The 23,953-nt window shown below is 68.3% G+C and carries 26 protein-coding genes and 1 other RNA gene; 10 read left to right on the top strand and 17 right to left on the bottom strand.

Translation table 11 applies throughout. The features are described from left to right. Window positions 1-33: 33 nt before the first annotated feature. Together hemL and thiE are read right to left on the bottom strand one after the other, a co-directional pair. Window positions 34-1,323 (bottom strand): glutamate-1-semialdehyde 2,1-aminomutase, encoded by a 1,290-nt coding sequence (hemL, locus tag QMZ26_RS09765; RefSeq protein ID WP_283221329.1) that lies wholly within the window; start codon window positions 1,321-1,323, stop codon window positions 34-36. Window positions 1,324-1,339: 16 nt separating this feature from the next. After that, window positions 1,340-1,966 carry a thiamine phosphate synthase gene (gene thiE, locus QMZ26_RS09760; protein WP_283221328.1) on the bottom strand — a complete coding sequence of 209 codons (627 nt, stop codon included), beginning with the start codon at window positions 1,964-1,966 and terminating at the stop codon, window positions 1,340-1,342. 34 nt (window positions 1,967-2,000) lie between these two features. Between thiE and QMZ26_RS09755 the strand changes: the two genes are divergently transcribed. Next, window positions 2,001-2,225: a rubredoxin gene (locus tag QMZ26_RS09755; RefSeq protein ID WP_079223092.1), complete on the top strand. Its 225-nt coding sequence runs from the start codon at window positions 2,001-2,003 to the stop codon at window positions 2,223-2,225. Between the two features lie 59 nt (window positions 2,226-2,284). On the opposite strand, the gene QMZ26_RS09750 is transcribed toward QMZ26_RS09755, so the two are convergent. From QMZ26_RS09750 to QMZ26_RS09715, 8 genes are all read right to left on the bottom strand, one after another. Then, window positions 2,285-3,130: a SirB1 family protein gene (locus QMZ26_RS09750; protein ID WP_079223091.1), complete on the bottom strand. Its 846-nt coding sequence runs from the start codon at window positions 3,128-3,130 to the stop codon at window positions 2,285-2,287. 152 nt (window positions 3,131-3,282) lie between these two features. Then, window positions 3,283-3,726: a DUF192 domain-containing protein gene (locus QMZ26_RS09745; protein WP_200732632.1), complete on the bottom strand. Its 444-nt coding sequence runs from the start codon at window positions 3,724-3,726 to the stop codon at window positions 3,283-3,285. 19 nt (window positions 3,727-3,745) lie between these two features. Then, window positions 3,746-4,393 (bottom strand): ribose-5-phosphate isomerase RpiA, encoded by a 648-nt coding sequence (gene rpiA / locus QMZ26_RS09740; protein WP_079223087.1) that lies wholly within the window; start codon window positions 4,391-4,393, stop codon window positions 3,746-3,748. Window positions 4,394-4,415: 22 nt separating this feature from the next. Further along, window positions 4,416-4,895, bottom strand: a complete 480-nt coding sequence (locus tag QMZ26_RS09735) for an EVE domain-containing protein (RefSeq protein WP_079223085.1) — start codon at window positions 4,893-4,895, stop codon at window positions 4,416-4,418. Further along, window positions 4,892-5,485 (bottom strand): 5-formyltetrahydrofolate cyclo-ligase, encoded by a 594-nt coding sequence (locus QMZ26_RS09730; RefSeq protein WP_108760434.1) that lies wholly within the window; start codon window positions 5,483-5,485, stop codon window positions 4,892-4,894. The genes QMZ26_RS09735 and QMZ26_RS09730 overlap by 4 nt, the downstream gene beginning before the upstream one ends. 83 nt (window positions 5,486-5,568) lie before the next feature. Next, window positions 5,569-5,754, bottom strand: a non-coding RNA gene (gene ssrS, locus QMZ26_RS09725) — 6S RNA. Window positions 5,755-5,851: 97 nt separating this feature from the next. Further along, complete coding sequence (locus QMZ26_RS09720; RefSeq protein ID WP_108747297.1) at window positions 5,852-6,148, bottom strand: cell division protein ZapA; 297 nt, start codon at window positions 6,146-6,148, stop codon at window positions 5,852-5,854. Then, a complete protein-coding gene (locus tag QMZ26_RS09715) occupies window positions 6,145-6,366 on the bottom strand; it encodes a TIGR02449 family protein (RefSeq protein WP_079223080.1) in 222 nt (73 codons plus the stop codon). Before QMZ26_RS09715 ends, QMZ26_RS09720 begins: the two co-directional genes overlap by 4 nt. Before the next feature lie 151 nt (window positions 6,367-6,517). On the opposite strand from QMZ26_RS09715, the gene QMZ26_RS09710 reads away from it, so the two are divergent. Further along, the gene (locus QMZ26_RS09710) at window positions 6,518-7,066 is read left to right on the top strand and encodes a UPF0149 family protein (RefSeq protein ID WP_079223078.1); all 549 of its coding nucleotides are present in this window, start codon (window positions 6,518-6,520) and stop codon (window positions 7,064-7,066) included. Window positions 7,067-7,071: 5 nt separating this feature from the next. After that, a complete protein-coding gene (locus QMZ26_RS09705) occupies window positions 7,072-8,394 on the top strand; it encodes an aminopeptidase P N-terminal domain-containing protein (protein WP_108747877.1) in 1,323 nt (440 codons plus the stop codon). A 646-nt stretch (window positions 8,395-9,040) separates the two neighbouring features. On the opposite strand, the gene pepQ is transcribed toward QMZ26_RS09705, so the two are convergent. From pepQ to rph, 7 genes are all read right to left on the bottom strand, one after another. Continuing rightward, window positions 9,041-10,372, bottom strand: coding sequence for a Xaa-Pro dipeptidase (gene pepQ / locus QMZ26_RS09700; RefSeq protein WP_283221327.1), 1,332 nt, complete (start codon window positions 10,370-10,372; stop codon window positions 9,041-9,043). Between the two features lie 75 nt (window positions 10,373-10,447). Beyond that, window positions 10,448-10,822, bottom strand: coding sequence for a PilZ domain-containing protein (locus QMZ26_RS09695; RefSeq protein WP_108747295.1), 375 nt, complete (start codon window positions 10,820-10,822; stop codon window positions 10,448-10,450). Beyond that, window positions 10,819-13,095 carry a DUF1631 family protein gene (locus QMZ26_RS09690; protein ID WP_283221326.1) on the bottom strand — a complete coding sequence of 759 codons (2,277 nt, stop codon included), beginning with the start codon at window positions 13,093-13,095 and terminating at the stop codon, window positions 10,819-10,821. Before QMZ26_RS09690 ends, QMZ26_RS09695 begins: the two co-directional genes overlap by 4 nt. A 157-nt stretch (window positions 13,096-13,252) precedes the next feature. Beyond that, window positions 13,253-14,485 (bottom strand): radical SAM family heme chaperone HemW, encoded by a 1,233-nt coding sequence (gene hemW / locus QMZ26_RS09685; RefSeq protein WP_283221325.1) that lies wholly within the window; start codon window positions 14,483-14,485, stop codon window positions 13,253-13,255. A 57-nt stretch (window positions 14,486-14,542) separates the two neighbouring features. Beyond that, window positions 14,543-15,139: an RdgB/HAM1 family non-canonical purine NTP pyrophosphatase gene (gene rdgB / locus QMZ26_RS09680; RefSeq protein WP_283221324.1), complete on the bottom strand. Its 597-nt coding sequence runs from the start codon at window positions 15,137-15,139 to the stop codon at window positions 14,543-14,545. Beyond that, a complete protein-coding gene (locus QMZ26_RS09675) occupies window positions 15,136-15,525 on the bottom strand; it encodes a VOC family protein (RefSeq protein ID WP_283221323.1) in 390 nt (129 codons plus the stop codon). Before QMZ26_RS09675 ends, rdgB begins: the two co-directional genes overlap by 4 nt. Then, on the bottom strand, window positions 15,522-16,247 hold the full coding sequence (gene rph, locus QMZ26_RS09670) for a ribonuclease PH (RefSeq protein WP_005410889.1): 726 nt from the start codon (window positions 16,245-16,247) through the stop codon (window positions 15,522-15,524). Before rph ends, QMZ26_RS09675 begins: the two co-directional genes overlap by 4 nt. A 124-nt stretch (window positions 16,248-16,371) precedes the next feature. On the opposite strand from rph, the gene QMZ26_RS09665 reads away from it, so the two are divergent. From QMZ26_RS09665 to recG, 7 genes are all read left to right on the top strand, one after another. Further along, complete coding sequence (locus QMZ26_RS09665) at window positions 16,372-17,232, top strand: YicC/YloC family endoribonuclease (protein WP_108769871.1); 861 nt, start codon at window positions 16,372-16,374, stop codon at window positions 17,230-17,232. A gap of 59 nt (window positions 17,233-17,291) precedes the next feature. Then, window positions 17,292-17,738 carry a hypothetical protein gene (locus QMZ26_RS09660; RefSeq protein ID WP_200733227.1) on the top strand — a complete coding sequence of 149 codons (447 nt, stop codon included), beginning with the start codon at window positions 17,292-17,294 and terminating at the stop codon, window positions 17,736-17,738. Between the two features lie 198 nt (window positions 17,739-17,936). After that, the gene (gene gmk, locus QMZ26_RS09655) at window positions 17,937-18,602 is read left to right on the top strand and encodes a guanylate kinase (protein WP_283221322.1); all 666 of its coding nucleotides are present in this window, start codon (window positions 17,937-17,939) and stop codon (window positions 18,600-18,602) included. Window positions 18,603-18,712: 110 nt separating this feature from the next. Further along, window positions 18,713-19,009, top strand: a complete 297-nt coding sequence (gene rpoZ / locus QMZ26_RS09650; RefSeq protein WP_079223054.1) for a DNA-directed RNA polymerase subunit omega — start codon at window positions 18,713-18,715, stop codon at window positions 19,007-19,009. Window positions 19,010-19,114: 105 nt separating this feature from the next. Beyond that, window positions 19,115-21,277, top strand: a complete 2,163-nt coding sequence (locus QMZ26_RS09645; RefSeq protein WP_283221321.1) for a bifunctional (p)ppGpp synthetase/guanosine-3',5'-bis(diphosphate) 3'-pyrophosphohydrolase — start codon at window positions 19,115-19,117, stop codon at window positions 21,275-21,277. Window positions 21,278-21,411: 134 nt separating this feature from the next. Continuing rightward, the gene (locus QMZ26_RS09640) at window positions 21,412-21,798 is read left to right on the top strand and encodes a RidA family protein (RefSeq protein WP_046987316.1); all 387 of its coding nucleotides are present in this window, start codon (window positions 21,412-21,414) and stop codon (window positions 21,796-21,798) included. A gap of 7 nt (window positions 21,799-21,805) precedes the next feature. After that, a complete protein-coding gene (recG, locus tag QMZ26_RS09635) occupies window positions 21,806-23,917 on the top strand; it encodes an ATP-dependent DNA helicase RecG (RefSeq protein WP_283221320.1) in 2,112 nt (703 codons plus the stop codon). Window positions 23,918-23,953: the final 36 nt, after the last annotated feature.

The raw sequence follows: 23,953 nt of genomic DNA, 5'->3' as shown, positions 1-23,953 counted from the left end.
AGGTGCCAACCAGGGTTGGCACCCACCGGAGGCTTACCCCTTGGCAGCCTTGAACGCCACGCGGGCAGCGGCCAGGGTGGCATCGATCACCGCGTCGTCGTGCGCGCTGGACATGAAGCCGGCCTCGTAGGCCGACGGTGCCAGGAACACGCCCTGTTCCAGCATCGCGTGGAAGAAGCGGTTGAACGCCGGGATGTCACAGGCGGTGGCCTGCGCATAGGTCTCCACCTTTTCACTGGTGAAGAACAGCCCGAACATCGCGCCCACGCAGGTGGTGGTCACGGCCACGCCGGCTTCGGCGGCGGCCGCTTCCAGGCCCTCGCACAGGCGCGCGGTGCGCTCGGCCAGGTCAGCGTGGAAGCCCGGCTGCGACACCAGTTCCAGCATCGCCAGACCCGCAGCCATCGCCACCGGATTGCCGCTCAGCGTGCCGGCCTGGTAGATCGGGCCGGCCGGGGCGATCTGCTGCATCAGGTCGCGGCGGCCACCGTAGGCGCCCACCGGCATGCCGCCGCCGATGATCTTGCCGAAGGTGCTCAGGTCCGGGGTGACGCCGTAATGCGCCTGCGCACCGCCGAGGGCCACGCGGAAACCGGTCATCACTTCGTCGAAGATCAGCAGCGCACCATGCTGGGTGCACAGGTCGCGCAGGTGCTGCAGGTAGCCCTCGCGCGGCGGGATGCAGTTGGCGTTGCCCACCACCGGTTCGATGATGAGGCCGGCGATGTCGCTGCCCTGCGCTTCGAACAGCGCCGTGGCGGCGTCGAAGTCGTTGTAGGGCAGGGTCAGGGTCAGTTCGCTCAGGCCGGCCGGTACGCCCGGCGAGGTCGGCACGCCCAGGGTCAGCATGCCGCTGCCGGCCTTGACCAGGAACGAGTCGCCGTGGCCGTGGTAACAGCCTTCGAACTTGACGATGCGGTTGCGGCCGGTGGCGCCACGGGCCAGGCGGATGGCCGACAGCGTGGCCTCGGTGCCGGAGTTGACCATGCGTACCATCTCGCAGGAGGGCACCAGGCGGGTGATGGTCTCGGCCATGGTCACTTCGGCCGCACAGGGCGCGCCGAAGGACAGGCCGTTGTCGATGGCCTTCTTCACCGCCTGGCGCACGGCCGGGTGGTTGTGGCCGACGATCATCGGGCCCCAGGAACCGACGTAGTCGATGTAGCGGTTGCCGTCGACGTCATGCAGGTAGGCGCCATCGGCGCGCTCGACGAAGAACGGTTCGCCGCCGACGGACTTGAACGCGCGCACCGGTGAATTGACGCCACCCGGCAGCAGCTGCTGGGCGCGGGAGAACAGGGCGTGGGACTGGTCGTGGTTCATGGGGCTTTCCTGGGCGTTACGCGAACTGGGCGAGGAAGGCGCGCTGGGTCGCGACCGGGTCCTGCGCGGCGTAGATGCCGCTGACCACGGCCACCAGGTCGGCGCCGGCATCGATGATGGGACCGACATTGTCCGGCGTCAGGCCACCGATCGCCACCCGCGGCACACCCAGTGCGGCGCTTTGCCGCAGCAGGTCGGCATGGGCGCGGCTGCTGGTGACCTTGGTGGTGGTGGGGAAGAAGGCACCGAAAGCCACGTAGCTGGCACCGGCGGCCACGGCCTGTTCGGCATTGGCCAGCTGGTCGTAGCAGGACGCGCCGATGATGGCGGCCGGCCCGAGCAGGGCACGCGCGCTGGGGATATCGCCGTCGGTGCCGCCCAGGTGCACGCCGGCCGCGCCCACGGCCAGGGCCAGCGCCGGGTCGTCGTTGATGATGAGCGGCATGCCGTGGGCGGCGCACAGCGCCTGCAGGGCGGTGGCCTGCTCCCGCCGCAGCGCATCGCTGGCGGTCTTGTTGCGGTACTGCAGCCAGGTGGCACCGGCGGCCAGCAGCGGCGCCGTGCGCGCCAGCAGGCGTGCGGTATCGGGTTCATCCGGGGTGATCAGGTAGACGCCGCGGGGCGCCGGGGAAGCAGAAGTCATTGATGGCTACCGGTGAGTGGGCCGCGATGGGACAATGGCAGCCCGTGAATCCAGCCCTGATTATCCGATGACCGACGCCACCCCCACCACCTTGCGTACCTGGATGTGCGTGGTCTGCGGCTTCATCTACCGCGAAGCGGACGGTCTGCCGGAAGAAGGCATCGCCCCGGGCACGCGCTGGGAGGACATTCCCGAGACCTGGACCTGTCCGGACTGCGGGGTGACCAAGGACGACTTCGAGATGGTCGAGATCGATTGATCGAGGGTGGGTGCGGACCGTTGGGGTGGGTGCGGACCGTTGGTCCGCACAGCGGCAAATCAATGCAGCCGCGGCATCGGCCCACCCAGGTCGATCAGCTTCTCGCGCAGCCACTGCGCATCGCTGGCCTCGGGGTTGCGGCGCAGGTACTGGCCAAGGTCGTGACGGGCGCCGGCCAGGTAATCCAGCTGCAGGTAGGCCAGGCCACGGTCGCGCAGGGCGTCGTCCTGTTCCGGGGCCAGCTTCAGCAGGCGGTCGGCACTGCGCGCGGCGCGGTCCCACTCGCTGGCTTCGGCATACACGCCGTGCAGGTTGCGCAGCATGCGGATGAGGATCGCGCGCGTCGGCGCCGGGTCGAGGATCTGCGCCAGCACCTGGTCGTCCGGGGCCTGCCCGCCGAGGTGTGACTTGGCCCGCTCGCGCAGTTCGTCCACGTCCAGCGGGCGGCCACCATTGAACGGGTCCATCACCAGCACGCCGTCATCCACCGGCAGGCGCACCAGGAAGTGGCCGGGGAAGGACACGCCATCGAGCGGAATGCCCAGCCGCCGGGCGACTTCCATCTGCACCAGGGCCAGCGAAATGGGGTTGCCCAGGCGGCGCTCGAACACCTGGTTGAGGTAGCTGTTGCGCGGGTCGTAGTACTCCTGGTGGTCGCCGCTGTAGCCCAGTTCGTCGAACAGGTGGCGGTTGACCGCGGCCATCTTCAGCGGCCAGCGCTCGATGGTGTCCACTTCCGCACGCAGGTGGTCGACATGGCTCTGCACCAGCGCGTCGTACACGCCGGGCTGCAGGTCGGGGTATTCATCGCGCGCGATCAGCAACGCGGTCGGCAACAGTGGCAGCGCCTCGTCATCGACGTCGGCCAGTGCGTCCCAGTCGGGGAGTGTGATCCGGTCCTGCATGGCCACAGACTGGAGGCAATTGCAGGCGGTTTCAAGCGGTGTGGCGTGAAAAGAACAGCGCCATGAAGAAGCGGGGCCGGAGCCCTTCCGCGCGCGAAAGGGATCCGGCCCCGGATTCCGACCGTGGGTGCCGGGCGCAGCCCGGCCAACCCTTATTTGTCGATGCCCGGGCCGAAGGTCAGCGGGGTGCCGTCCTTCAGCTTCAACTTCTCGGCCTGCCCGGCATTGAGCTCCAGCACGTACCGCGCCGGGCCGCCGCTGGGGTAGGGCGGGCACATGTCGCCGGCCGAGCACGGCGGCACGTCGCGCTGCTGGCTGACCAGCTTGCGCTCGCTGTCGAAGTACAGGATGTCCAGCGCGATCTTGGTGTTCTTCATCCAGTACGCCTGCATTTCCTCGCGGTCGTGGACGAACAGCATGCCGTGGTCGGCCTGCATCTGGTCGCGGAACATCAGCCCGCGGGCGCGGGTTTCGTCATTGGTGGCCAGCTCGACTTGGTAGCGGGCGCCATTCAGTTCCACCCAGTGGCGGGCGGCATCGGTAGCACAGCCGGTCAGGGCCAGCAGCGGGAGGATCAGCAGCGAGCGCAGCGACATGTCAGCATCCTTCCGTAAATCAGAGCACGACCGGCGGTTCGCCGCCGACGATCACCACATCGGCGCGACGGCGGGCGAACAGGCCGACGCAGACCACGCCCGGCAGCTGGTTGAGCTCGCGCTCCAGCTTTTCCGGATCGGTGATCTCCAGGTTGTGGATGTCCAGGATCTGGTTGCCGTTGTCGGTCACCACGCCCTCGCGCCAGGTCGGCTGGCCGCCGGTCATGTCGCGGATCTGGCGGGCCACCAGGCTGCGCGCCATCGGGATCACTTCCACCGGCAGCGGGAACCTGCCCAGCACCGGCACCTGCTTGCTCGGGTCGACGATGCAGACGAAGCGCTCGCTGGCCTCGGCGATGATCTTCTCGCGGGTCAGCGCGGCACCGCCGCCCTTGATCAGGCACTTGTTGGCGTCGCACTCATCGGCGCCGTCCACGTACAGCGACAGGGTGCCGGCATGGTTCAGCTCGATCACCTCGATGCCGTGCTGCTTCAGGCGCGCGGTGCTCTGCTCGGAACTGGACACCGCGCCCTTGATGCGGTGCTGGATGCGGGCCAGGGCATCGATGAAATAGGCAACGGTGGAACCGGTGCCGACACCGACGATCATGCCGTCCTGGACGTATTCGATGGCTTTCTCGGCGGCCAGGCGCTTGGCTTCGGACATGGGAGGACTCTCAGGCAGGGAATCAGGATTTTTTTTCGAGCGACAGCAGCAGCTTCCACTGCGCGGCCGTTACCGGGAACACCGACAGGCGGTTGCCCTTGGCAACCAGTGGGAAGCCCTCGCCGAGTTCGTCGGCGTGCAGCTTGATCTCGTCCAGCGCGATCACCTGCTTCAGCTTGCGCTCGAAGCCCACGTCCACCAGCATCCAGCGCGGATTCTCGCGCGTGCTCTTGGGGTCGTGGTAGTCGGATGCCGGGTCGAACTGGGTGTCGTCCGGGTAGGCCGCGCTGGCCACCGTGGCCAGGCCGACGATGCCCGGCACTTTGGTATTGGAGTGGTAGAACAGGATGCCGTCGCCGACCTGCATGCCATCGCGCATGAAGTTGCGCGCCTGGTAGTTGCGCACCCCGTTCCAGGGCTCGACCTTCACCTTGGCCAGGTCATCGATGGAAAAAGCGTCCGGTTCGGACTTCATCAGCCAATAGCGCTTGCGGGCGGTCATGCGTTCACGGGGGCAGCGGAGGGGAACAGGGTGCCGTCTTCGGTGCAGATCGCATCCACCGGCACGTCCCACGACGCCACCGGCAAGGACTCGACCTGCTGCACCGCGAATGCAGCACCGACCAGCCAGGGCGGCGCCGGCCGGTCGTGGCGGAAGGCGAAGCTGCGATCATACCAGCCGCCCCCCATGCCCAGCCGCCGGCACTGGTGGTCGAAGCCCACCAGCGGGGTCACCACCAGCGCCATCTGCGCCGGTTCCAGGGTGTCTGCCAGCGCCACGTCGGGCTCGGGGATGCCGTAACGGTTGCTGGTCAGCGGTTGGCCGGGGCGCCACGGTGCGAAGCGCAGCACCTCGCCGGCCAGCACCGGCAGGCAATAGGTGAGGCCTTCGGGCAACTGCAGCTGCCAGCGGTGCAGGGCGATCTCGCCATCCAACGCCCAATAGCCGGCCACCGGGCCGGTGCGCGGGGCGAAGGGCAGGGCAAGCAGGGCATCGGCCAGCGATTCGGCGGCGGCGATGCGCGCGGGCGCGGAAAGATCGCGGCGGCGTTGCCGCAGGTCGTGGCGCAGGGCCTGGCGCGGGTCGGTCATGGCAGCGTGCGGCGGGAAACAGCCGCCATTGTGCCGTAAAGAACAAGGGCGACGCCCGAAGACGCCGCCCTTGCTGGAATATTGCATTCTCCGCAATGTCGATGCATGCGAAACGACCTTGAACCCGGGGGCTCAAGTGGGAACGCTGGAGAACCATCGGGCTTCCCGCTACAAGGCGGACCTGCACTCCCGGCGCTGTCGCGCTCCCGGTGTCGTTCTTAAGGGACAAGGCGAATGTTTGCACATGCCGTCGAGTACCGCAGAGAACGCGTGGCCATTATAGCCAGCACGCGCGATCTGGATAGGCCGTTCGTCGGCAACAGTACGTGCCAATTCAGTTATGAAAAGGCGCGATGCACACCCTTCTTACGTGCTGCTGTCGATCGCCCGGTCCAGGCGCCGGTTCAGATCGGCCAGGGTCTGCTGCAGGGCCACGGCCTGCCGGGCATTCTCATCCCGCAGCTGCTGCAGCTCGTGGGCCAGGTTGAGTGCGGCCAGCACCGCGACCCGGTCGACCGCGGCCATGCGGTTGCTGCCGCGGATCTCGCGCATGCGCGCATCGAGCAGGCGGGCGGCGGCCATCAGGCTGTCGCGTTCATCGCCACCCACGCCCACCGTGTATTCACGATCGAGGATGCGGACACTGACCGGTTCGGCGCTCATGTGTGCTGCTCCAGGGATTTGAGCCGGCTGATCATCGCTTCCACCCGCGAGCGTGCCTGCTCGTTCTTGGCCAGCAGCGTCGAGCGCTCGGCCACCAGCTGTTCCTGCTGGTGGCGCAGGCTGCGGTTCTCCTCGGCCAGGCGCTGGTTGCGTTCGAGCAACGCTTCCACGCGGGCGGCGAAGGCCTGCAACTGGGCAAGGGGATCGGCGGGTTCCATGCCGCACGATAGGCAAGCCGGGCAAGGGCGGTCAAGCGTTGCCGCAGCAGGGCCGGGCCGCCACGAGGAGGAGCCGGTTGGGTTGCTACACTAGCGGGCTCACGGGCGCGCGCGTGCGCACCCCGGGTTTCCCTTACGAACGAGCCGCACGATGACCGAACTTCCCTCCGTCGACGACGTTTCCCGCGCCAGCCAGGAACTGGGCCTGGGCGCCACCGCTGCCGAACTGCATGGCGGCCTGTGCGGCTGGCTGGCGGCCGGCGGCGCCCCCGGCAATGACTGGCCGGCACGCGTGCTGGCCGACGACAACCTGGCCCCGGTGGCTGACGGCAGTGCGCTGGCGCAGCTGCTGGAAGCCACCATCAAGCAGCTGGAGGACCGCGACTTCGCCTTCGAACTGCTGCTGACCGACAACGACGACGTGGCCGCGCAGGCCGACGCGATGTTTGCCTGGACCCGCAGCTTCCTCGGTGGCTTCGGCCTGGGCAGCGGCGGCCGCCGCCCGACCCTGTCCGAAGAGGGTGAGGAAGCGCTGACCGACATGGCCAGCCTGGCCCGTGCGTCCAGCGAGGATTTCGAGGCCGGTGGCGAGGACGACGACGAAGCCCTGTCCGAGATCGAGGAGTTCATCCGCGTGGCGGTGCTGCTGCTGCACGGTGACGTGGTGCTGGCCGCGCGCCACCGCCAGCGCCTGAACTGATGGACATCAAGCAGCGCACCGGCATCGCGGCCGGCGAGTACAAGCGTCGCCGCCGCCAGTTGATGGACATGGCCGGCGATGACGCGATCCTGGTGCTGCCGGCCGCATCGGAGAAGGTGCGCAGCCTGGATACGCATTACCCGTACCGCCAGGATTCGGATTTCCAGTACCTCAGCGGCTTCCCCGAGCCGGAGGCGGTGCTGGTGCTGATTCCCGGCCGTCGCCACGGTGAGGTGATCCTGTTCTGCCGCGAGCGCGATGCCGAACGCGAGGCCTGGGACGGCGGTCGCGCCGGCCAGGAAGGCGCGGTGGCGCAGTACGGCATGGACGATGCCTACCCGATCGACGATCTGGACGACATCCTGCCGGGCCTGCTGGAAGGGCGATCGCGCGTCTATTACCACTTCGGCCGCGATGCGGATTTCGACCTGAAGCTGATCGGCTGGGTCAACCGCGTGCGTTCGCAGGTGCGCCACGGCGCGCAACCGCCGCATGAGTTCCTGGAACTGGGCCACCTGCTGCACGAACAGCGCCTGTTCAAATCCGGTGCGGAGGTGGCGCTGATGCACCACGCGGCGCAGATCAGCGTGCGTGCGCACCTGGCAGCAATGCGCGCGGCGAAGGCGGGCATCCACGAGTACGAACTGCAGGCCGAACTGGAGCGCGTGTTCCGCGCCAACGACGCCGTGCCGGCCTACTGCAGCATCGTGGGCGCTGGCCGCAACGGCTGCATCCTGCATTACCGCGACAACAACGCACGGTCGCGCGATGGCGAGCTGGTGCTGATCGATGCCGGTGCCGAGTACCGCGGCTATGCCAGCGACATCACCCGGACGTTCCCGGTAAACGGTCGTTTCAGTGCCGAGCAGCGCGCGCTGCACGATCTGGTGGGTGAAGCACAGGCGGCGGCGCTGGCCCAGGCCAAGCCGGGCGTGGCCTACGAGACCGGCCACCTGGCGGCGGTGCAGACCCTGACCGAGGGCCTGCTGCGGCTGGGCCTGCTGAAGGGCACGCTGGAGAAGAACCTGTCCGAGGGCCTGTACCAGCGCTTCTACCGGCACAAGACCGGGCATTGGATCGGGCTGGACGTGCATGACGTGGGCGACTACCGCCTGGCCGGCGATTCCCGCCTGTTGGAACCGGGCATGGCGTTCACCATCGAGCCGGGGCTGTACGTCGGCGCCGACGACACGACGGTGGAGCCGCGCTGGCGTGGTATCGGCATCCGCACCGAGGACGACGTGCTGATTACCGATGACGGCCATCGCGTGCTGACCGAAGGATTGGCGCGTAGTGCCGACGAGATTGAAGCGGTGATGGCGGGTTGAGGATTTGTTTGCAGGGCTTGCAGCCCTGCACCTGCGGTAGTGCCGGCCGCTGGCCGGCAACCTCAACAGCACAGGTACCGGCGGCGGTTGGTGGGTGCCGGCCGTTGGTCGGCACATCGGTCAGGTATCGAGTGAATCATCCACGCATGGCGTGGATCTACTGGCGCGCGCGGCTGTTGGTTGGCACATCTGTCAGGTATCGAATGAATCATCCACGCATGGCGTGGATCTACTGGCGCGCGCGGCTGTTGGTTGGCACATCTGTCAGATATCGAATGCATCATCCACGCATGGCGTGGATCTACTGGCACGCGCGGCTGTTGGTGGGTGCCGACCGTTGGTCGGCACATCTGTCAGGTGTCGAGTGAATCATCCACGCATGGCGTGGATCTACTGGTAGGTGTCGACCTTGGTCGACACAGAGCGAGCGCAGCAAGCGACCCGCTCTTGATCTTCTTTTTCTTTTCCGTGGTTGGACGCGCACGGAAACTGTCCGTGGCCGGGCGGATGGGTTGCGCAGGGGCGTGAGCCGCATGGATGCGGCGACCGAGCTTACATGGACGTACTTGCAGCGTCCCCTGCGCAGCCCATCCGCCCGGCCAGACATCCGTAATCCCGCCGCACCCTGCGCCCAACCACGAGGGGCTCAGCCGTTGGCTGCAGCAAACTCCGGGCGCGTCAGGTTGTCCGCTTCGCCCTCGGTGCACAGCACCTCGTCCTCGATGCGGATGCCGCCGTACGGGCGGAAGAAATCCACGCGGTCCCAGTTGATTGCATCGCCATGGCCAGCGGCCTTCACTTCGTCCAGCAGCATGTCGATGAAGTACAGGCCCGGCTCGATCGTCACCACCATGCCCGGTTCCAGCACGCGGGTCAGGCGCAGGTAGGGGTGGCCGACCGGGCGCTCGATGCGGCCGCCTTCTTCACTGGCCGCGAAACCGGCCACGTCGTGCACCTGCAGGCCGATCAGGTGGCCGATGCCGTGCGGGAAGAACGCGGCGCTGACGCCGGTCTCCAGCGCGGTCTGCGGCGATACCTTGATGACGCCGAAATCCTTCAGCACGCCCATCAGCGAAAGATGCGCGTCCACGTGCAGCTGCTTGTAGTCGAAGCCGGCACGCACCGCCGCGCACATCTGCTGCTGGGCGGCGTCCACCGCGTCGATCATCGCGGCAAACTCGTCGTGACCCTTGGCCGCATAGGTGCGGGTGATGTCGCTGGCGTAGCCATGCGCGCTGGCGCCGGCATCGATCAGGAAGCTGCGCAGCGGCTGCGGCGCCTTGCGGCCCAGCTCGGTGTAGTGCAGCACGGCGGCGTGTTCGTTCAGCGCGACGATGTTGCCGTACGGCAGTTCATTGGCATCCTGGCCCACGGCCTGGCAGTAGGCCATGTGGATGTTGAACTCATCGGCACCATTGCGGAACGCGGCTTCGGCAGCACGATGGCCGCGTACGCCCAGCACCTGCGCCTGGCGCATCAGTGCGATTTCATACGGCGTCTTGTAGGCGCGGTGCCATTCCAGGTAATTCACCACCGGCGCCGGGTTGTTCGGCACGTAGGCACCCAGCGTGCTCTGCGGCTCGCCCAGGATGGCGCAGCGCGACGGATCGGCCGGCAGCAGGGCCAGCGCGTCTTCCGGCTTGCGGATGATGTGGATGTCGAAGTGCTCCACCCACCAGCCGCTGGGCGCGTCCGGCACCACGTGCCAGTAGTCGAACGGCTGGTGGAAGATCACCGCCGGGCGCTTGCCCGGGGTGAACACCACCCAGCTGTTGGGCACGCGGGTGAGCGGCAGCCACGCCTTGAACTGCGGGTTCACCGCGTACGGGTAGTCACGATCGTCGAATACCTGGTAGTGCAGGGTGCCGCTGGGCACCACCAGGTGGTCGAAGCCGCCGCGTGCCAGCGCCTGTTCGGCGCGTCGGCACAGCACGGCCAGGTGGTCGGAATACAGGGCGCCAGGGTCTTGCTGGATCATTGCGGTGGCTCGACACGGAAAACGGCCCTAGATTCTGCCGCATACCGCAGAAAACCGCTGTGCAGGAACCGGCACTCAGCCTGTCGAAACCGGCGCCTCGTCGCTGTCCTCGCCGATCCAGGCGCGCAGCAGATGCCGATGTTCGCGCGACAGGGTCAGGAAGCGGAACCCGGCCCAGCTCTGGCCCGGGGCATGCGCCGGCTCGCTCCACAGCAGGTGCACGCCCACATCGATGGCTGCGCTGCGGCCGTCGCCCAGCGGCAGCGGGAAGCGCAGCTGGTACAGCGCGTCGTCACGCAGCGGCTGGCTGGCCAGCATCAGCATGCCGGTTTCGGACACATTGCCCAGCCGGCCCACCACGCTGTCGCGCATCTGGTCGGTGACCGGGACCAGGTCGGACACCTGGCGGCGCGGTGCGCGGCGGGTGTCCTGCGGCGGTAGCTGGCTCATGCGTCAGGCTCCTGGCGGCGGCGACCGGCCAACGCGCGCAGGGCCGACAGGCTGGCCTGCCACGCGCGGTCGACCAGGCGGCCTTTTTCTTCGGTGACCAGTTGCGCCCGGCCAGCGGCCATCTGCCGGGCCAGCGTATCCAGGTCGGTTTCGCTGCTCTTCTGCCCGCGTGGATTGACGAACAGCACGTGGCCGGTCAGCAGGCTGTACCAGGACAGGCGCTGGCGGCGCACGCTGCCGTCCTCGTCGGCCAGGTCGAACCAGCTGCCGAAGGGCAGGCTGGTCAGCTGGTCATGGCTGGCCTGTTCGGCCGCCGTGCGCGGTGCGGCGGCGTGGGCGCCGGTATGGGGCGCCGCATGCTCGCCCAGGCGTGCACGTGCCTTCAGGCGCGCGCTCAGCTCGGTGCGTGAGGTGTGCTCGTCTTCGCCGCCGGGCGTGGCCAGGCGACGGGCGACCGCCGAAGCTTCCTCGGGGTGGTAGCCGACCTGCAGCAGGGCCGCTTCCACTTCCGCGGCCAGCGGCGCGTCGGGCACGCTGTCGGCCTCGGCCGGCGCGGCGGTGACGGCGGCAATGCGTTCGGTCTGCTGCAGGCGTTCCTGCCACTGCGCCGAGTCATCGCCATGGCGCAGCCGGGTCAGGGTCAGCGCGTCGGCCCAGGCCTCGCGCAGCAGGGTCTGCACGAAGCGTGGCGGTTCCTGTGCCTGGCACTGCTGGTCGATCTGCGCGCTGGCTTCGCGGCGGGCCAGGGCCAACCGCTCCTTGCCCCGTGCTGCTTCCACATGGCGGCGTTCGGCCAGCTCGGCCCGATGCGCGGCGGCGCGCTGGTGCTGCTGGATTTCCTCGTTGGCCGCCGCAAATGCCTCTGGCGTGCGCGCATCCTGGCCCAGCAGGCCCTGCACGCTCTGCGCCAGCCGCTGCATCAGCTGCGGGTCCACATCGTCATCGCCCAGCCAGTTGGCACCGGCTTCGGCGATGGTGTTGAGCAGTTCGCGTGCGGGGTGTTCGTCGCGCACGAAGAAGGCGGGGTCGGCCATCGCCGCGCGTGCCAGCGGCACCTGCAGGCGGGCCAGCAGGGCGGCCGGCACGGGGTCGGGGCGCTGTTGCTGCTGCACCTGCTGCAGCAACAGGCGCAGCAGGTCGAGGTGGTCGCGGTCATGGCTGGCCAGCTGGGCCTGCGCACCGTGCTCGCTGCGCAGCTGCGCGGTCACCGCGGTCTGCAGGTCGGTGATGCTGGTGGCGGCACCGGCCTGTGCCTGCAGGCGCGCCAGCACCGCATCCACCAGCCCGCTGGGCACCGAGGGCGGTTCGATGGCCATCGGTGCGGCATGCCGCGCCTGTTGCAGCAGGTCGTGCAGCAGGTTGGCCGGTGGCGTGGTCAGTTCCGGGTTGGCTGCGCCCGGCGGCGTGGCATCGGCGAAGGCGTTCTGCATCAGCGCCGACCACGAACCGGCGCGGCCCGAGCCGCTCCAGCCGGTCAGCGGTTCGGCCGAGCGCGGCGCGGGCTGCGTCGCGCGACCGCCGCCGACGGACTGGGTGATGATCCGGCGGGTGCTGGACGACCGTGCCAGGTACGGGGTGTAGACCAGGCCGGGCAGCACGCCGTGCTGCGCCAGCAGGGTGTTGGAGCGCTCCAGGACGTCGCCGAGGCGCTCCAGCAGCTGGCGTTCGAAGCTGCGGTAGAGCGCCAGCTGCAGTTCCGCGCTCAGGCCATCCTGTTCGGCCAGGCGCCGCACCAGGGCGCACAGCGCCTGCGGTGCCAGTGGCAGGGTGTCGTTGTCGAACGCGGGGGCGGCGGCCAGCACCGCAAGGCGCTGGCCCAGCAGGTTCAGCGCATTGCCCGAACGCTGGTTCTCCCGGCGCACCATCTCGGTCAGCACCAGGTTGCGGTCCACTTCGTGGTCATCCACCAGCGACAGCCCCAGCAGGCCCGGCGGGCGGGCGGGTGCTGCCGGCGGCGCGATGTCCTGCGGCACGCGCAGCTGCACCAGGCTGTCGGCCAGCGCATCGAGCATGCGATCGCAGAAGGTGCCGGCAAACGCATGCAGCTGGCCACGCTGGGCCAGCAGCTCGGCCTGCATCTGCGGGTTGCGGGCGTGGTCGGCATCGTGCAGCAACGCCTGTTCGGCCGCTTCCACGGTGAGGATCAGCGGGGCGGTCAGCACATGCCGGCACAGCACCAGCAGTTCACCCAGCAGCTCGCGCACGCGTGGGGGAAGGTCTGCGGCGGCCAGGCGCGCGCTGTCAGGGGAGGCAAAAGGGAAAGCGGCAGACATCGGGAGCAGTTCCGGGATTCCCGCGGATCGACATGGGAATCTACCGTGTCGGCAGCCGCGGGCGCTACTTGAGGACTTTCTGCGGTGGGCACCCGTTCAAACGCAGCGAAGGCCGGCCAGCGGCCGGGTCGTGCCCGGCGGGTGCGACGCAGGAGGATCAATCCTCCAGGAACAGGCTCACCACATCATTGGTGAAGCGGCGGCCCAGCTCGGTGGGCTGCACATGGCCATCGGCCACGGTCAGCCAGCCGCGCTGCACGGCCTCGGCCAGCGGCGCATCCAGCACGCTGCGCGGCAGGCCGGTGCGCGACTCGAAATCGCGCAGGCCGAAGCCTTCATGCAGGCGCAGCAGGTTCAGCATGTACTCGAAGGGCAGGCGGTCGGCCGCGATCACGTCGTCGCCACCGAACGAGGCTGGGCTGCCGGCGCTGTCCATGTAGGCCTGCGGGTGCTTGAGCTTCCAGCGTCGCAGCACGTGTTCTTCGGCACCGGAGCTGATCTTGCCGTGCGCGCCGGCACCGATGCCCAGGTAATCGCCGAAGCGCCAGTAGTTCAGGTTGTGCGCGCTCTGCCGGCCGGGGCGGGCATAGGCGCTCACTTCGTACTGGCCGAAACCGGCCTGCGCCAGCAGCGCCTGGCAGTGTTCCTGCATGTCCCAGGCATGGTCCTCGTCGGGGATGCCCTGCGGCGGCCGCGCGAAGAACACGGTGTTCGGTTCCAGGGTCAGCTGGTAGTGCGAGATGTGTGCCGGCTGCAGCGCAAAGGCGCGTTCCAGGTCGGCCTCGGCACCGGCCAAGGTCTGTTCCGGCAGGGCGTACATCAGGTCGATGTTGAAATTGTCGTAGCCGGCGTCCTGCGCCATCTTCACCGCGCGCTCGGCTTCGCCACTGTCGTGGATGCGGCCCAGGCGCTTCAGCGCGGCATCGTCGAAGCTCTGGATGCCGAAGCTGAGGCGGTTCACGCCGGCCGCGCGGTAGCGGTCGAAGCGGCCGTGCTCGGCGGTACCCGGGTTGGTTTCCAGGGTGATCTCGGCATTGGGCGCGAAGCGCAGTCGCGCGCTGGCCTGCTGCAGGAAGCGGTCGATGGCTTCCGGCGGGAACAGGCTGGGCGTGCCGCCACCGAAGAACACGCTGTGCACCACCCGGCCCCAGACCAGCGGCAGGTCCTGGTCGAGGTCACGCAGCAGGGCGTCGATGTAGGCCTCGAATGGCAGCTCGCCCTTGGCTTGGTGCGAGTTGAAATCGCAGTACGGACATTTGCGCACGCACCACGGCAGGTGCACGTACAGCGACAGCGGCGGCGGTACCAGGCGCGGCGCGGTGTCGTGCGCGTGGTCGCCGGAACAGGCTTCGCCGGGCAGGTGGTTGCAGTGGTCGTGGTCGTGCGGCATGGGCTTCATCGGTAGTGCCGGCCGCTGGCCGGCTTCCCTTGGGTAATCAGGACGGCATCAGAGCCAGGTGGCCAGCTGCTGCTTGAGCTGCTGCAGGGCGGTGGCGCGGTGGCTGATGGCATTCTTCAACGCCGGCTCCATTTCCGCAGCGGTCAGGCCGTGGGTGGTATCGAGGAACACCGGGTTGTAGCCGAAGCCGTTCGTGCCGCGCAGTTCGCGGATGATCTGCCCTTCCCAGCGGCCTTCGCAGATCAGCGGCTGCGGGTCGGTGGCATGGCGCAGCAACACGATGACCGCATAGAAGCGGGCACTGCGCTGGCCATCGGGAACATCGGCCATCGCTTCCAGCAGCTTGGCGTTGTTGGCCGCGGCATTGGTCGGGTGGCCGGCGTAGCGCGCGCTGTACAGGCCGGGCGCACCGCCGAGGGCATCGACGATCAGGCCCGAATCATCGGCCAGCGCCGGCAGGCCGGTCGCTTCGCAGGCCGCGCGCGCCTTCAGCAGCGCGTTCTCGACGAAGGTCAGGCCGGTCTCTTCCACGTCACCCAGGCCCAGCTCAGCGGCCGAGGTGATCTGCAGCGGCAGGTCGGCGAGGATCTCCTGCATTTCCACCAGCTTGCCGGCGTTGTGACTGGCCAGTACCAGTTTCTTCATTGGCGGGGCTCCAGCAGGTCCCAGGTGTTGCCATACAGATCGCGGAACACCGCAACCGTTGCATAGGGCTCCTCGCGCGGCGCTTCCAGGAACTCGACACCGGCGGCCAGCATCGCGGCGTGGTCGCGGTGGAAGTCATCGGTGTTGAGGAAGAAGCCGACGCGGCCACCGGTCTGGTTGCCGATGCGGCTGCGCTGTTCCTCGTTGCTGGCGCGGGCCAGCAGCAGGGCGGCAGCGCTGCCATCGGTCGGCCCGACCACCACCCAGCGCTTGCTGCCCTGGTCGATGTCGTCCAACAGGGCGAAGCCGAGCTTGCCGGTGTACCAGGCAATGGCTTCGTCGTAGTCGGCCACCACCAGGGTGGTCAGGGCGATGCGGCGGTTCATGCCGACAGCGCCGCCTGCTGTGCGGCCAGCAGCTCGCCCACGCCCTTCTCGGCCAGGCCCAGCAGCGCGTCCAGTTCGTCGCGGCGGAAGGCGTGGCCTTCAGCGGTGCCCTGCAGTTCGATGAAACCGCCGCCGTCGTTCATCACCACGTTCATGTCGGTGTCGCAGTCGCTGTCTTCGGCGTAGTCCAGGTCCAGCACCGGGGTGCCGCGGTACACGCCGACCGATACGGCGGCCACCGCACCCAGGATCGGGTTGCGCTTGATGTCGCCGCGCTTCATCAGCACGTTCACCGCATCGACCAGGGCCACGTAGGCGCCGGTGATGGCGGCGGTGCGGGTGCCACCGTCGGCCTGCAGCACGTCGCAGTCCAGGGTGATGGTGCGTTCGCCCAGCGCGTTGCGGTCGACGCAGGCACGCAGGCTGCGGCCGATCAGGCGCTGGATTTCCAGGGTGCGGCCGCCCTGCTTGCCACGCGCGGCTTCACGGTCGCTGCGGGTGTGGGTGGCGCGCGGCAGCATGCCGTACTCGGCGGTCACCCAGCCTTCGCCCTTGCCACGCAGGAAGCCCGGCACGCGGTTTTCCACGCTGGCGGTGCACAGCACGCGGGTTTCACCGAAGCACACCAGCACCGAACCCTCGGCATGGCGGGTGAAGCCGCGTTGGATGACGACCGGGCGGAGCTGGTCGGGCTGGCGGCCGCTGGGGCGGGAATCGGACATGGTGCGGGTTCCGTAAGGGCAAGGGAGTACGCCGCCATGCCCGCGACCTTGAGGGGGCGGGCAGGGGGGCTCAGGTGAGGGCGCTAGGGTACCATTCCCCCTTTGCACGCACCGGACACATTCCATGATTCGAAGCATGACCGCCTATGCCGGCGGCGAGCGCGTCACCCCGTGGGGCACGCTGGGCTGCGAGCTGCGCTCGGTCAACCACCGGTTCCTGGAAGTGGGCACCCGCCTGCCCGAGGAACTGCGTGCGCTTGAACCGCAGCTGCGCGAGCGCATCGCCGCCCGCCTGAGCCGCGGCAAGCTGGACCTGGTCATGCGCCTGCGCGCGCCGGAAGGTGCCGCCAGCCTGCAGGTGAACGAAGCGCTGCTGGGCCAGCTGGGCCAGCTCGCGCACCGGCTGACCTCCGATTTCCCCAACCTGCAGGTCAGCTTCACCGAACTGCTGCAGTTGCCGGGCGTGACCCAGGGCGAGGCCACCGACGCCGCCGCCCTGCAGGCCGAAGCCCTGTCCCTGTTGGACCAGGCGCTGGACGGCTTCGTCGCCGCCCGTGAGCGCGAGGGCGACAAGCTGGCCGCCGCCATTGCCGAGCGCGTGGATGGCATCGAGCGCATCGCCAATGACGTGCGCACGCTGATTCCGGCCATTCGCGACGGCCAGCGCGCCAAGCTGGCCGCCCGCCTGGCCGACCTCCCGCACCCGGTCGACCCCGGCCGTGCCGAGCAGGAACTGGTGATGTGGCTGCAGAAGCTGGACGTGGACGAGGAGCTGGACCGCCTGGGCAGCCACATCGTCGAGATCCGCCGCGTGCTCAAGCAGCGCGAGCCGGTGGGCCGCCGCCTGGACTTCCTGCTGCAGGAGTTCAACCGCGAAGCCAACACGCTGGGGTCGAAGTCGGTGGACAGCCGCACGTCCAATGCCGCGGTCGAGCTGAAGGTGCTGATCGATCAGATCCGCGAGCAGGTGCAGAACATCGAATGATGTGCAGCGGGGCGCCTTCGGGCGCCCTTCTTCATTGGGTTTGCTGGAGGCGGGTACGCATGGACGACGCGAACGATCCCCATCTGGCGATGCGCGCCACCGTGGACCTGCTGGATGAGGTTCTGGACGTCGCCGGGCTGGAAAACGACGCACGCGCCACGGCGACGCTGGCCATGGCCTTCTGCGACCGGCTGGGGGACCGCCTGGATGCCGATCAACGCGCGGCGGTCGACGCGGCGCGCTGCTATTGGAGCCAGCAGGACAGGACAGGGCGACGTCGGTGGCACGCTGTCTATGCTTCCCGGCTCGACCAGCAGCGCGGCTTGAGCCCTGTTGACCGGCTGGTCTGGTGCAGCCTGGTCGACAATGCCGGGCTCACCGGATACATGGGCGAGTGTCTGGTGCTGGAAGCGCTTGCTGCCGGCCTGGGGCTGGATGAAGTCGAGGCGGTCTTGTGCGGCTCGGTTCCGGGGTTTGCCGCGGCGAGGATAAACCGGCCCCGCTGAGGGGGGAGTTCCTGCGGCGGTGGGATCAGCCATCCCGGCCCGCTCTGCTAAAGTTGCGTGCCCGCACCCCGGGGAGCCATCTGCCGGGCCTGGTTCCAGGATGTTCCGCGCAGCTCCCGCCGTGCTGGCGCGATCCTCCGCGCCGGTTCTGGAACATCGAGGATAAATTTTGCGAAATCAACAACTTGGGTTCCGCGCATGAGCGCTCCGTCCACTCCGTCGGCCGCCGTTGCGCGCGGTACGCTGTACATCGTTGCCGCCCCCTCGGGTGCCGGCAAGAGCAGCATCGTCAACGCCACCCTGGCGCGTGACCCGCAGATCGCCCTGTCCATCTCCTTCACCTCGCGCGCCATGCGCCCGGGTGAGGTGAACGGCGAGCACTACCACTTCGTCAGTGCCGAGACGTTCGAGGAAATGATCGCCGACGGCGACTTCTTCGAGCATGCCTGGGTGCATGGCGACTGGAAGGGCACCGCCCGGCAGTCGGTGGAACCGCAGCTGTCCGCCGGCCAGGACGTGCTGCTGGAAATCGACTGGCAGGGCGCCCAGCAGGTGCGCCAGCTGGTGCCGGGCACGGTGACGGTGTTCATCCTGCCGCCGTCCAAGCAGGCCCTGCAGGACCGCATGCGCAAGCGCGGCCAGGACAGCGAGGCGGTCATCGCCCAGCGCCTGGGTGCCGCCCGCGATGAAATGCTGCACTTCAACGAGTTCGACTACGTCATCGTCAACGAGGTGTTCGACACCGCCGTGGACGAGCTGTGCGCCATCTTCACCGCCAGCCGCCTGCGCCGGGAGGCCCAGAAGGTCCGCCACGCCGGCCTCATCCAGGCCCTGCTGACCCCGGATACGGGCGCAACTGACTGATTCCAAAAGAATCGGGTGGGGGTTGGCTTGATTTTGTCCAGCCCCTGCCAGTACACTCCGTCCCCTTTCCCTCATTCGACTGAGCGGCCGACCGGTCGCCGGGAGCCCGTATGGCCCGCATCACCGTAGAAGATTGCCTGGAAGTCGTTAACAACCGTTTCGAGCTGGTCATGATGGCCTCCAAGCGTGCCCGTCAGCTCGCCAACGGCGTGCAGGCCACCCTGGACAACGACACCGAAGACAAGCCGACCGTGCTGGCACTGCGCGAAATCGCCGCCCGCAAGATCGACAACGCGCTGATCGACGAAGTCGAGAAGGCCGAGCGCGAGCGTGCCGAGCGCGAAGCGCTGGAGTGGGCCGCCGCTGAAGTGGTCGCCGACGAAGACATGTCCAAGAACGACGATTGATCGCATCGATCAATGCCGTTGCTTGACCGCTGAACAGCCCGCCCCGTGCGGGCTGTTTCGCATTCAGGGTTTGCCGTAATCGGCGCGCTGGCATAGGCTTCTGGCATGAACCCAGGCCCCACTGCCAAGGTAGCCGCGCCCACCGCCGCGGCCGTACCTGATTACGTCCTCCAGCTCGAACGCGCCGCCCATTACCTGCCGCCGGAACAGCTGCCGCTGCTGCGCCGTGCCTGGGAAGTCGGTGCGTCGGCGCACGCTGGGCAGACGCGCAAGTCGGGCGAGCCCTACATCACCCATCCGGTGGCCGTGGCCCAGGTGCTGGCCGAGCTCGGCCTGGACGTGGAAGCACTGATCGCCGCGATCCTGCACGACACCATCGAAGACACGCCGCTGACCCGCGAGGAGCTGGCGTCCGAGTTCGGCGAAGCCGTGGCCGAGCTGGTCGATGGCGTGACCAAGCTGGACAAGCTGAAGTTCCGCGACCGCCAGGAAGCGGCCGCCGAGAGCTTCCGCAAGATGCTGCTGGCCATGTCTCGCGACCTGCGCGTGATCATGATCAAGCTGGCCGACCGCCTGCACAACATGCGCACGCTGGGCGCGCAGAGCCGCGAAGCGCGCGGCCGCATCGCCCGCGAGACGCTGGAGATCTATGCGCCCATCGCCCAGCGCCTGGGCATGAGCCTGGTCAAGAGCGAGCTGCAGAACCTCGGCTTCAAGGCGCTGTACCCGTGGCGCCACGCCATCATCGAAAAACACATCCGCAGCCAGCCGGTGGTACGCCGCGAGGCGATGGCGCAGGTGGAAGTGCAGCTGTCGCAGCGGCTGGCGAAAGAGGGCATCGAGCACCGCCTGGTCAGCCGCATCAAGACCCCGTGGAGCATCTACAACAAGATGCGCGACGAGAACAAATCCTTCGACCAGGTGATGGACGTGTTCGGCTTCCGCCTGGTCGTGCGCAGCGTACCCAGCTGCTACCACGCGCTGGGTTCGGTGCATGCCACGTTCAAGCCGCTGGATGGCCGCTTCCGCGATTTCATCGCCATCCCCAAGGCCAACGGTTACCAGTCGCTGCACACCGTGCTGTTCGGGCCCTACGGTTCGCCCATCGAAGTGCAGATCCGCACCGAGGAAATGGACCTGATCGCCGAACGCGGCGTGGCCGCGCACTGGACGTACAAGTTCGGTGGCGATTCGCCCAACAGCGCGCAGAGCCGTGCCCATGCCTGGATCGTCGAGCTGATCGATTCGCAGCGCGCCGCCGGTTCCTCGCTGGAATTCCTCGACAACGTGAAGGTCGACCTGTTCCCGGACGAGGTCTACCTGTTCACGCCGAAGGGCAAGATCCTGGCCCTGCCGCGCAATTCCACCGCGCTGGATTTCGCCTACGCCGTGCACACTGACGTCGGCAACATGGCGGTGGCCTCGCGCGTGGACAAGAAACTGGTGCCGCTGCGCACCAAGCTGGTGTCCGGGCAATCGGTGGAAATCATCACCGCGCGTTCGGCCACGCCCAAGCCGCAGTGGCTGGAATTCGTGGTCACCAGCAAGGCGCGCACCGCCATCCGCCACCAGCTCAAGCAGCTGGAACACGAAGATGCCGTGCAGCTCGGCCACCGCATGCTGGACCGCGCGCTGGAAGCGATGGATTCGTCGCTGGAACGCCTGCCCAAGGGGCGCCTGGATGCGTTCCTGGCCGAACACCGTTTCCCGCGCCTGGAGGCCCTGCTGGCCGAAGTGGCGCTGGGCAACTGGATGCCGACGCAGGCGGCGCAGGCGCTGATGGCCTATGCCGAACTGCGCGGCGGCGCGCATTCGCGCCACCACTCGCAGGAAAAGATCCTCATCAACGGCAGCGAGCGGGGCGTGGTCACCTTCGCCGGCTGCTGCCAGCCGATTCCTGGCGACGAGATCATGGGTTACCACACCGCCGGCAAGGGCATCGTGGTGCACCGCATGGACTGCCCGAACCTGGCCGAGCTGCGCAAGTCGCCCGAGCGCTGGGTGCCGATCGGCTGGGACACCACGGTGTCCGGCGACTACGACACCGCGCTGGTGGTGGAAGTGGAGAACGGCACCGGCGTGCTGGCGCAGCTGGCCGCGGCCATCGCGCAGAGCCATTCCAACATCGAACGCGTGGATTACCTGGACCGCGACTTCAACGCCGCCGTGCTGGCGTTCAACATCCAGGTGCGCGACCGCAACCACCTGGCCGAAGTCATGCGCCGCCTGCGCCGCTTGTCGGTGGTGCAATCGGTACGCCGCCAGTAATGCGCGCCTGGTAGTGCCGGCCGCTGGCCGGCAATCGCGTGGACCTGCTGCGTTGCGAGGTTGCCTGCCAGCGGCCGGCACTACCGGGTTGCTACAATCACCGCTCTGTTTTCCCCCAACGCACCGGAGCGACCATGTCCCGCCAGATCATCAATACCGAAAAGGCCCCGGCCGCCATCGGCCCGTACTCGCAGGCCGTGCGCGCCGGCAACACCGTGTACTTCTCCGGCCAGATTCCGCTGGACCCGGCCACCGGCGACATCGTCGGCGCCGGTGACGTCGAAGCGCAGGCCCGCCGCGCCTTCGACAACCTCAAGGCCGTGGCCGAAGCCGCCGGCGGTTCGCTGGACAAGGTCGTGCGCCTGGGCCTGTACCTGACCGACCTGGCCGAGTTCGCCAAGGTCAACGCCGTCATGCAGGACTACTTCCAGGCCCCGTTCCCGGCCCGTTCCACCATCGAAGTCTCCGGCCTGCCCAAGGGTGCCAACTTCGAGGTCGACGCGGTGATGGTCATCGACTGACCCACCCGTGGCACGCAAGGCGGCGGTCACCCCGGCACTGTCACCGTCCGGCGAAGCATCCCTGGCGATGCTTGCCGGCGTGGGCCCGGCCGTGGCCGCCAAACTGCAGGCGCGTGGCCTGGCCACCCTGCAGGATCTGTGGCTGCACCTGCCGCTGCGCTATGAAGACCGCACCCGCCTGACCCGCATTGAAGAACTGCGTCCGGGCGTTCCGGCGCAGGTGGAAGTGCGGGTCACCGCGGTCGAACGCGGCATGCGGTACCGGCCGATGCTGAAGGTCGCGGTGGAAGACGAAGGGCAGGGCACCCTGGTGCTGCGCTTCTTCCACTTCCGCCAGCAGCAGGTCGGCCAGTTCGCGGTGGGCAACCGGCTGCGCTGCTTCGGCACGCCCAAGCCGGGCCACCTCGGCCTGGAAATCGTCCACCCCAGCTACCAGGTGCTGGGCCGCAACGACGACCCCGAACTCGGCGATCGCCTCGACCCGGTGTATCCCACCGTGGAAGGCGTCGGCCCGATGACCATGCGCAAGCTGATCGGCCAGGCCCTGGACCGCCTGCCCGAGGAAAGCACGCTGGAACTGCTGCCTGCTGGTTGGCTGGACGGCCTGGGCCTGCCCTCGCTGCGCAGTGCGCTGCTGACTGTGCACCGGCCGCCGCCGGATGCTGACCTGGCTGCGCTGGCGGCCGGCACCCATCCGGCGCAGCGCCGCCTGGCGATGGAAGAACTGCTGGCCCACCACCTCAGCCTGCGCCGCCAGCGCATCGCGTTGCAGGCGCACCATGCGCCGCCGCTGGCTGGCCCGGGCAAACTGGCCAAGGCCCTGCTGAAGCAACTGCCGTTCGCCCTGACCGGTGCGCAGGCGCGCGTGTTCAAGCAGATCCGCGACGACCTCGCACGCCCCAGCCCGATGCTGCGGCTGGTGCAGGGCGACGTCGGTTCCGGCAAGACCGTGGTCGCCGCGCTGGCCGCCATGCTGGCGGTGGAGCAGGGCAAGCAGGTGGCGTTGGCTGCGCCCACCGAACTGCTGGCCGAACAGCACCTCAACAACCTGCGCGGCTGGCTGGAACCGCTGGGCGTGCGCGTCTGCTGGCTGGCCGGCAAGGTCACCGGCAAGGCGCGCGCGAAAGTGATCGAGCAGGTGGCCAGTGGCGAAGCGCAGGTCGTGGTTGGTACCCATGCGCTGATGCAGGACGCAGTGGTGTTCCAGGATCTGGCGCTGGCCATCGTCGATGAGCAGCACCGCTTCGGCGTCCACCAGCGCCTGGCGCTGCGTGACAAGGGGGCGGGCGCCAACAGCGTGCCGCACCAGCTGGTCATGACCGCCACGCCCATTCCGCGCACGCTGGCGATGTCCGAGTACGCCGACCTGGATGTATCGGCCATCGACGAACTGCCGCCGGGACGTACGCCGGTGCAGACCGTGGCCCTCAACAACGATCGCCGCCCGGAACTGATCGAGCGCATCGCCCTGGCCTGCCAGGAAGGGCGGCAGGTGTACTGGGTGTGCACGCTCATCGAGGAAAGCGAAGAGCTGGATGCCACGCCGGCGCAGGCCACCTACGAATCGCTGCAGGCGCTGCTGCCCGGCGTGCGCGTGGGCCTGGTGCACGGCCGCCTGAAGGCGGCGGAGAAGCTGGCGACGATGGTCGCGTTCAAGGCCGGCGAGATCGACCTGCTGGTGGCGACCACGGTCATCGAAGTGGGTGTGGATGTGCCGAACGCCTCGCTGATGGTGATCGAGAACGCCGAACGACTGGGCCTGGCCCAGCTGCACCAGCTGCGCGGCCGTGTTGGCCGTGGCTCGGCGGTGTCACGCTGCGTGCTGCTGTACCAGGCACCGCTTTCGCAGATGACACGCGAGCGCCTGCAGACCATGCGCGAAACCAACGATGGCTTCGTCATCGCCGAGAAAGATCTGGAGCTGCGCGGCCCCGGCGAACTGCTGGGCACCCGCCAGACCGGCCTTGCGGGTTTCCGCATTGCCGACCTGGCCCGCGACGCCGGCCTGCTGCCGGGCGTGCACGAGCTGGCCGAGCGCCTGCTGGACCAGCAACCGGCATTGGCCGACCGCGTGGTCAACCGCTGGATCGGCACCGCCGTGCGCTACGCCTCGGCATGATGTGGCTGGATCGGGTGCGCGGATGGGTGGGTGCTG

This window comes from Stenotrophomonas sp. PFBMAA-4 (genome assembly GCF_030053215.1).
In the GTDB taxonomy this organism is placed as follows: Bacteria; Pseudomonadota; Gammaproteobacteria; order Xanthomonadales; family Xanthomonadaceae; genus Stenotrophomonas.
The sequence above is the reverse complement of the archived record's forward strand: the minus strand, read 5'-3'. Positions and strand labels throughout refer to the sequence as shown.

What these genes read in the sequence shown, in the direction of transcription:
- hemL (WP_283221329.1), bottom strand. Translation starts at nt 1,323, where the DNA reads ATGAACCACGACCAGTCCCACGCCCTGTTCTCCCGCGCCCAGCAGCTG.
- thiE (WP_283221328.1), bottom strand. Translation starts at nt 1,966, where the DNA reads ATGACTTCTGCTTCCCCGGCGCCCCGCGGCGTCTACCTGATCACCCCG.
- QMZ26_RS09755 (WP_079223092.1), top strand. Translation starts at nt 2,001, where the DNA reads ATGGCAGCCCGTGAATCCAGCCCTGATTATCCGATGACCGACGCCACC.
- QMZ26_RS09750 (WP_079223091.1), bottom strand. Translation starts at nt 3,130, where the DNA reads ATGCAGGACCGGATCACACTCCCCGACTGGGACGCACTGGCCGACGTC.
- QMZ26_RS09745 (WP_200732632.1), bottom strand. Translation starts at nt 3,726, where the DNA reads ATGTCGCTGCGCTCGCTGCTGATCCTCCCGCTGCTGGCCCTGACCGGC.
- rpiA (WP_079223087.1), bottom strand. Translation starts at nt 4,393, where the DNA reads ATGTCCGAAGCCAAGCGCCTGGCCGCCGAGAAAGCCATCGAATACGTC.
- QMZ26_RS09735 (WP_079223085.1), bottom strand. Translation starts at nt 4,895, where the DNA reads ATGACCGCCCGCAAGCGCTATTGGCTGATGAAGTCCGAACCGGACGCT.
- QMZ26_RS09730 (WP_108760434.1), bottom strand. Translation starts at nt 5,485, where the DNA reads ATGACCGACCCGCGCCAGGCCCTGCGCCACGACCTGCGGCAACGCCGC.
- QMZ26_RS09720 (WP_108747297.1), bottom strand. Translation starts at nt 6,148, where the DNA reads ATGAGCGCCGAACCGGTCAGTGTCCGCATCCTCGATCGTGAATACACG.
- QMZ26_RS09715 (WP_079223080.1), bottom strand. Translation starts at nt 6,366, where the DNA reads ATGGAACCCGCCGATCCCCTTGCCCAGTTGCAGGCCTTCGCCGCCCGC.
- QMZ26_RS09710 (WP_079223078.1), top strand. Translation starts at nt 6,518, where the DNA reads ATGACCGAACTTCCCTCCGTCGACGACGTTTCCCGCGCCAGCCAGGAA.
- pepQ (WP_283221327.1), bottom strand. Translation starts at nt 10,372, where the DNA reads ATGATCCAGCAAGACCCTGGCGCCCTGTATTCCGACCACCTGGCCGTG.
- QMZ26_RS09695 (WP_108747295.1), bottom strand. Translation starts at nt 10,822, where the DNA reads ATGAGCCAGCTACCGCCGCAGGACACCCGCCGCGCACCGCGCCGCCAG.
- QMZ26_RS09690 (WP_283221326.1), bottom strand. Translation starts at nt 13,095, where the DNA reads ATGTCTGCCGCTTTCCCTTTTGCCTCCCCTGACAGCGCGCGCCTGGCC.
- hemW (WP_283221325.1), bottom strand. Translation starts at nt 14,485, where the DNA reads ATGCCGCACGACCACGACCACTGCAACCACCTGCCCGGCGAAGCCTGT.
- rdgB (WP_283221324.1), bottom strand. Translation starts at nt 15,139, where the DNA reads ATGAAGAAACTGGTACTGGCCAGTCACAACGCCGGCAAGCTGGTGGAA.
- QMZ26_RS09675 (WP_283221323.1), bottom strand. Translation starts at nt 15,525, where the DNA reads ATGAACCGCCGCATCGCCCTGACCACCCTGGTGGTGGCCGACTACGAC.
- rph (WP_005410889.1), bottom strand. Translation starts at nt 16,247, where the DNA reads ATGTCCGATTCCCGCCCCAGCGGCCGCCAGCCCGACCAGCTCCGCCCG.
- QMZ26_RS09665 (WP_108769871.1), top strand. Translation starts at nt 16,372, where the DNA reads ATGATTCGAAGCATGACCGCCTATGCCGGCGGCGAGCGCGTCACCCCG.
- QMZ26_RS09660 (WP_200733227.1), top strand. Translation starts at nt 17,292, where the DNA reads ATGGACGACGCGAACGATCCCCATCTGGCGATGCGCGCCACCGTGGAC.
- gmk (WP_283221322.1), top strand. Translation starts at nt 17,937, where the DNA reads ATGAGCGCTCCGTCCACTCCGTCGGCCGCCGTTGCGCGCGGTACGCTG.
- rpoZ (WP_079223054.1), top strand. Translation starts at nt 18,713, where the DNA reads ATGGCCCGCATCACCGTAGAAGATTGCCTGGAAGTCGTTAACAACCGT.
- QMZ26_RS09645 (WP_283221321.1), top strand. Translation starts at nt 19,115, where the DNA reads ATGAACCCAGGCCCCACTGCCAAGGTAGCCGCGCCCACCGCCGCGGCC.
- QMZ26_RS09640 (WP_046987316.1), top strand. Translation starts at nt 21,412, where the DNA reads ATGTCCCGCCAGATCATCAATACCGAAAAGGCCCCGGCCGCCATCGGC.